We start from the raw sequence: 6,090 nt of genomic DNA on the forward strand, positions 1-6,090 counted from the left end.
GCTGGGGAAAAAGCTGGTGCAGCCTATCGACGACAGATTGCCGCTCCGGCGGCCCTTGTAGGTCGAGCCGAAGCTTTGCGCGCCATCCTCGATGACAACCAACCCATGCCGCGCGGCGACCGCGTTGATCGCGTCCATGTCCGACGGCTGGCCGAACAGCGACACCGGCATGATGGCGCGGGTACGGGCGGTAATTTTCTGCTCGATCAGGGTGGCGTCGATGTTGCAGGTATCGGCTTCGATATCGGCAAAGACCGGCACACCGCCGAGCAATGCGATCACTTCCGCCGTGGCGATGAAGGAAAACGGCGTGGTGATGACTTCGTCGCCGGGGCGCAGGCCGATCGCCATCAATGCGATCAGCATGGCTTCCGTGCCGGACGCCACCGTAAGGCAATGGCGGGCGCCGGTATAGTCGGCCAGCCGCTCTTCCAGCTCCTGCACTTCCGGCCCCATGATGTAGTGCCCATGTTCCAGCACGGCGCGGATGCGTGCATTGATGCTCGGCCGCAGGGTGTGATACTGCGCTTTCAGGTCGATGAATTCCATTTCAGTAAACCTTTTCTTTCTCGTCGTCGGTTTCCAGGCTGAGTTCGCACACGCCCGCGGTTAAGAGATAGCGCTCCCGTGTGACCGGGCAGCGCGCCTGTCCGTCGCCGCGCAGCGGCAGCGACAGGCGCTCGCCGTGACGGCTCATCCACCCGATCTGCCGCGCAGGCACGCCGGCCATCAGGGCGAACGCCGGCACGTCGCGCAGCACGACCGCGCCGGCCGCGACGAAGGCATGTTCGCCGACCGTCGTGCCGCAGACGATAGTGGCATTGGCGCCGATCGTTGCACCGCGCCGCACCAGCGTGCGGCGGTATTCGTCCTTGCGGATCACGGCGGAGCGCGGGTTGTAGACGTTGGTGAACACCATACTCGGGCCGCAGAACACGTCGTCCTCGATGGTCACCGCATCGTAGACCGACACATTGTTTTGTATCTTCACGTTGTCGCCGATCCGCACGTCATTGGCGACATACACGTTCTGGCCGAGGGAACAGTCACGCCCGATCTCGGCGCCGGCGCTGACATGCGTGAAATGCCACACGCGGCAGCCTTCGCCCAGCGTCGCGCCCTTGTCCACGATGGCGCTCGGATGAATGATCGATTGCATGTCAATGCTCCAGCGGCAGCGCGATGCGCTTGCCCTCGCAGGCGGAGCGGTAGGCGGCGACGAGGATCTCGAGCGTCTTCAAACCTTGCCTGCCATCCGTCTCCGGGTTGGCTTCGCCGCGCATCACCTTGATGACGTTTTCGTAGTACTGCGCATGTCCGAAGCCATACACCGAGTCGGTCGCATAGCTCGACTCCCGCACGCGCCGGTCATCGTCGTTCGGCTCCGCGAATTCCCAGTGCTGCACTTCGTTCAGGGCCACGCCGCCGATGCGCACCGTGCCCTTGTCGCCGAGAATCGTGATGCTGCCCTCGAAGTTCTTCGGATAGGCCAGCATCGTCACATTGATGGACCCGAGTGCGCCGTTGCGCCATTGCAGGTTGATCACGCCGGTGTCCTCGACCTCGATGTCGCGCTCCAGCGTCGCGGCATACGCATGCAGGCTCTGCACCGGGCCGATCAGCCATTGCGCCAGGTCGATGTAGTGGCTTGCCTGGTTCATGAAGGCGCCGCCGTCATACTCCCAGGTACCGCGCCAGCCGGCGCTGTCGTAATACGCCTGCGGCCGGGTCCAGAACACGTTCATGTTCATCATGTGGATGCGGCCGAAGCGTTTGCCGTCAATGGCCTTCTTCAGCAGCTGCATGGTCGCGTTCAGGCGGTTCTGCTTGACGACGAACAGCCGCACGCGGGCTTCGTCGCAGGCCGCGACCATGCGCTTGCCGTCCTCCCACCGGGTCGCCATCGGCTTCTCGGTGATGACATGGCGGCCGGCATGCGCCACTTCGATGGTCTGGCTGGAATGCAGCCCCGACGGCGTGGTCAGGATGATCGCGTCTGCCTGGCAGTCGTCGAGCATGCCTGCAAGGTTGCGGTAAGGGCGGGCGCCGGTGCGATAGGCGGCTTCTTCCAGCGCGCGCGGATCGGGGTCGCAGACGCCGGCGAGTTCGCAGGTGTCGCCGTGGCGTTCGAGCGCGGCGAAGTGATTCCCGGCAATCCGGCCGCAGCCGGCCAGCGCAAAGCGCACCTTGCGCTGGCTGGGCATGGTTGGATAGATGGTCATGGTGGCTCTCCGGCAATCAGGACTTGACGACATTCGGCCGCGCTTCGCTATACACGCCGCGCGTATCGACGATCAGCTGCGCATGTTTCTGGATCAGGTCATAGTCGAACGCGCTGTGGTTGGTGGCGAGCAGTACGAGGTCATAGGACGCAATCCGTTCACGGGTCAGGTCGACGCTCTCCAGGTCGAAGCGGTGCTCGCGCATCGTCGGAAATACCGGCACATGCGGGTCCGAGTATGCGATGCGCGCGCCCTTCTCCCGCAGCAGCTCCATCAGCTTCACCGACGGCGATTCGCGCATGTCGTCGACATCCTTCTTGTACGCGATGCCGAGCACGAGGATGCTGCTGCCCCGGACGGAGCGGCCGCGGTCGTTCAATGCCTCGCCGACCTTGTTGACAACCCACCGGGGCATGTCGCTGTTGATCTCGCCGGCAAGCTCGATGAAGCGGGTATTCAACCCGTACTGCCGCGCCTTCCAGGTCAGGTAGAACGGGTCGATCGGTATGCAATGTCCGCCCAGGCCCGGCCCCGGATAATAGGCGGCATAGCCGAACGGCTTGGTGGCGGCGGCATTGATGACTTCATGGATATCGATGCCCATGCGGTCGGCGATAATTTTCATTTCATTCACCAGACCGATGTTGACCGCGCGGTAGATATTCTCCAGCAGCTTGGTCAGCTCGGCCGCCCGGGTCGAGCTCACCGGCACCACCCGGTCCACCGCGACGCTGTAGAGTGCGACGCCGGCACGCTGGCAGGGGACGGTGATCCCGCCGCACACTTTCGGAATCGAGCGGGTGTTGAAATGCGGATTGCCGGGGTCCTCGCGTTCCGGCGAGAACACCAGGAACACTTCCTCGCCGACCTTCAGGTCGTGCGCCACCAGGCGCGGCAGCAGTTCCTCCTCGGTGGTGCCGGGATAGGTGGTGCTTTCAAGCGACAGCACCTGGCCGGGACGCATATGCGGCACCAGCGCATCGGCGGTATCGAGGATATAGCTCAGGTCGGGCTCCCGATAGGCATTGAGCGGGGTCGGCACGCAAATGATCAATGCATCTGGCTCGGCGGCACGCGTGAAATCGGTCGTGGCTTCGAATCCCTTGTCGCAGGCGTCCCGGATCGAACGCGAAGTGATGTGCTCGATGTAGCTGTCGCCGCGATTCAGCTTGGCTACCTTGCCGGCATCGATATCGAAACCGATCACCTTGTAGCCGGCATCGGTATAGCGCAACAACAGCGGCAGGCCGACATAACCGAGGCCCACGATACCGATGACGGCAGTGCCCTTCTCCAGCCTTGACAGCAGCCTGTCCAGGTGTTCCGGCTTGAAATCATTCAAGGCTGGCGTACTGGCCAGTGAATCTTTGGACAGGTCCAGCGACAGGCCCGACGGCAATTCGGCTTCGACGATTTCGTGTGCATAATCCATGTTCGATCCTCGGGGTGAAAATGATGAGCGCCTTGATTTGCGGCGCGTGGTTGCCTACTGTCGTACATACCGCTACAGCGAACGGTCGACCAGCGTCAGTCCGCCACGCTTGAACGGCATCGCGTAATGGCGGTCTTCGACTGGTTCCGGTGCCGCTTCGTCGGCCGGCCCGGGCAAATAGCCCGACACCAGCTTTTGAAGCAGGAACCGGATCATGGACTTGTCGTCCGTGCTGCAGGCAAGCAGCAGGTAGGCGACCTGCTGCGCCAGCACCCTCGGCTCGACAAGATATTCGGTGGTGGTCATGATGCGTGGATGGCGGCTCGGGATGGCGTCGTTCCCCGCGAACATTTCCTCGTACAGTTTTTCGCCGGGTCGCAGGCCGATGAACTCGATAGCGATGTCGCCGTCGGGCTGGCGCGCATTGCGTTCCCTGAGGCCACACATCGTCAGCATGGTGCGGGCAAGATCGACGATCTTCACCGGCTGTCCCATATCCATGACGAATACATCACCGCCGGTGGCCATGGCGCCGGCCTGCATCACCAGTTGCGCCGCTTCCGGGATTGACATGAAGTAGCGCACCACTTCGGGATGGGTGATGGTGATCGGCCCGCCGTGTTCGATCTGGCGCTTGAACAGCGGCACCACGGAGCCGGAGGATCCCAGCACATTGCCGAAGCGGACGGCGCAGAACCGCGTGCCGTTGCCGTCGTGCCGGCCGGCATCGACGGCGGCAGCCTGGAAGATCAGTTCCGCGATGCGCTTGCTGGCACCCATGATGCTGGTCGGCCTCACCGCCTTGTCGGTCGAGATCAGCACGCAGGTTTTCACCCGGTGCTCGCGCGCGGCATTGGCGACCACGCTGGCGCCGAGCACGTTGTTGCGCACGCCTTCGGACATGTTGTCCTCCACCAGCGGCACATGCTTGTAGGCGGCGGCGTGATAGATGGTGTCGATCCGGTGCCCGCTTACGACCCGCCGCACCAGCCGCTCGTCACATACCGAGCCGAGATGCGGAATCACGGTCAGGCCGGGAAAGCGGGTGCGCAATTGCTGCTCGATGTCGTACAGCGCATATTCGGCATGGTCAAGCAGATGCAGTTCCTTCGGCTTCAGCGTCATGATCTGGCGGCACAGTTCGCTACCGATGGAGCCGCCGGCGCCGGTCACCAGCACATTCTGTCCGCGCACGCATTTGGCGAACAGGTCGGGATGCGGCAGGATCGGTTCGCGGCCGAGCAGGTCATCGATCTTGATATCGCGGATCGATCGGGTAGAGATTTCCTCTTCCGCAAACCCGACGAGGTTGCTCAATATTTTCACCGGCACCGCCGCCTTGTGCGCGCGGCTCAGGATCTGCCTGCGCTGCTCCGCGGTCGCGGATGGAATCGCGATCACGATCAGATCGACATGGCGTGCCCTGACTGCCTCGGCGAGATGATCCGCGTGCAGCACCTTCAGCCCCGCGACATTGCGCTGATGTAGTCCGTGCCGGTCGTCAAAGAAGCAGCAGGCACGATACTGGTCGCTCATGCGCATCGCCGCGGCAAGCTTGCTGCCCGCCTCGCCCGCGCCATAGATGGCCACCACGCACTGCGCCGCCCTGCCGTTCTCGAACCGGCTGCCGCGCAGCAGCCGGCGCGCGGCCAATCGCGAGCCGGCGACGTACGACAAGGCGATGAACCAGTAGATCGTCAAGGCGCTGCGCGGCAATTGCCGGTAGTCGGTGAAGACGGACAGCAGGTAAATCACCGCGATGGCGAGTGCGAGGCCGAGCCCGGCGGTTGCCAGCAGGCGCTGGTCGATGAAGCGGATGATCGCGCTGTAGAGGCCGGATGCGGCGAATACCGGGATGGTGATGCAGGCCATCAGCACATAAGGTGCCGCGCCATACTCCAGTGCGGCATCGACACCGCCCAGCCGCAACGTCATCGCGAACAGGAAGCAGAACGGCAGGCACAGGCTATCGACGGTGATCATCAATCCGATTTTGCGGAAGCGGTCCAGTGCGGCGAGGCGGGCGCCGATGCGGACGGCGAATGTGGAGACTGCGGTGGAGACGGACGTATGGGCAAACATGTCTGCAATCGTGGGTATGCTGATATGGGCTTTGAATGCATGGGTGAGATGCATCGGTGTGGTTCTACTGTATCTAACCGGGGGCGCGAAGATAAGTAATGAAATTCGATGGGTGGGGAGGGAATGCGGTGGGTTGGATTTATTTTTTCGATGGCAGGGAGTGTGGTGTTGTTTCTGCGTAGGTGGGAATCCAGAGCTACGGAGTCTCTCCGGTAATGCAACGCTTTCTTTTCTTCAAAGAACCTAGCCGGGACTGGCCCCGGCGGGCCACTTCCTTTCTTTGCTTCGCCAAAGAAAGGAAGCAAAGAAAGGCGACCCCGTTATCGCCGCCCGCTGCGCGGGTGCCCAAAAGTG

General features: G+C 62.8%; 5 protein-coding genes. All 5 read right to left on the reverse strand.

The genetic code is table 11. The features are described 5' to 3' along the window. The coding region (locus tag V7080_RS22785) for a DegT/DnrJ/EryC1/StrS family aminotransferase (RefSeq protein WP_334190670.1) at window positions 1–549 on the reverse strand (549 nt) is incomplete at its 3' end. A 1-nt stretch (window position 550) separates the two neighbouring features. After that, on the reverse strand, window positions 551–1,159 hold the full coding sequence (locus V7080_RS22790) for an acyltransferase (RefSeq protein ID WP_334190671.1): 609 nt from the start codon (window positions 1,157–1,159) through the stop codon (window positions 551–553). Window position 1,160: 1 nt separating this feature from the next. Continuing rightward, window positions 1,161–2,222, reverse strand: coding sequence for a Gfo/Idh/MocA family protein (locus tag V7080_RS22795; protein ID WP_334190672.1), 1,062 nt, complete (start codon window positions 2,220–2,222; stop codon window positions 1,161–1,163). Window positions 2,223–2,238: 16 nt separating this feature from the next. After that, a complete protein-coding gene (locus V7080_RS22800; protein WP_334190673.1) occupies window positions 2,239–3,654 on the reverse strand; it encodes a nucleotide sugar dehydrogenase in 1,416 nt (471 codons plus the stop codon). Window positions 3,655–3,726: 72 nt separating this feature from the next. Beyond that, a complete protein-coding gene (locus V7080_RS22805; RefSeq protein ID WP_334190674.1) occupies window positions 3,727–5,790 on the reverse strand; it encodes a polysaccharide biosynthesis protein in 2,064 nt (687 codons plus the stop codon). Between the last annotated feature and the right edge of the window lie 300 nt (window positions 5,791–6,090).

Origin of the sequence: Noviherbaspirillum sp., from assembly GCF_036846085.1 — a bacterium.
GTDB lineage: Bacteria > Pseudomonadota > Gammaproteobacteria > Burkholderiales > Burkholderiaceae_D > Noviherbaspirillum.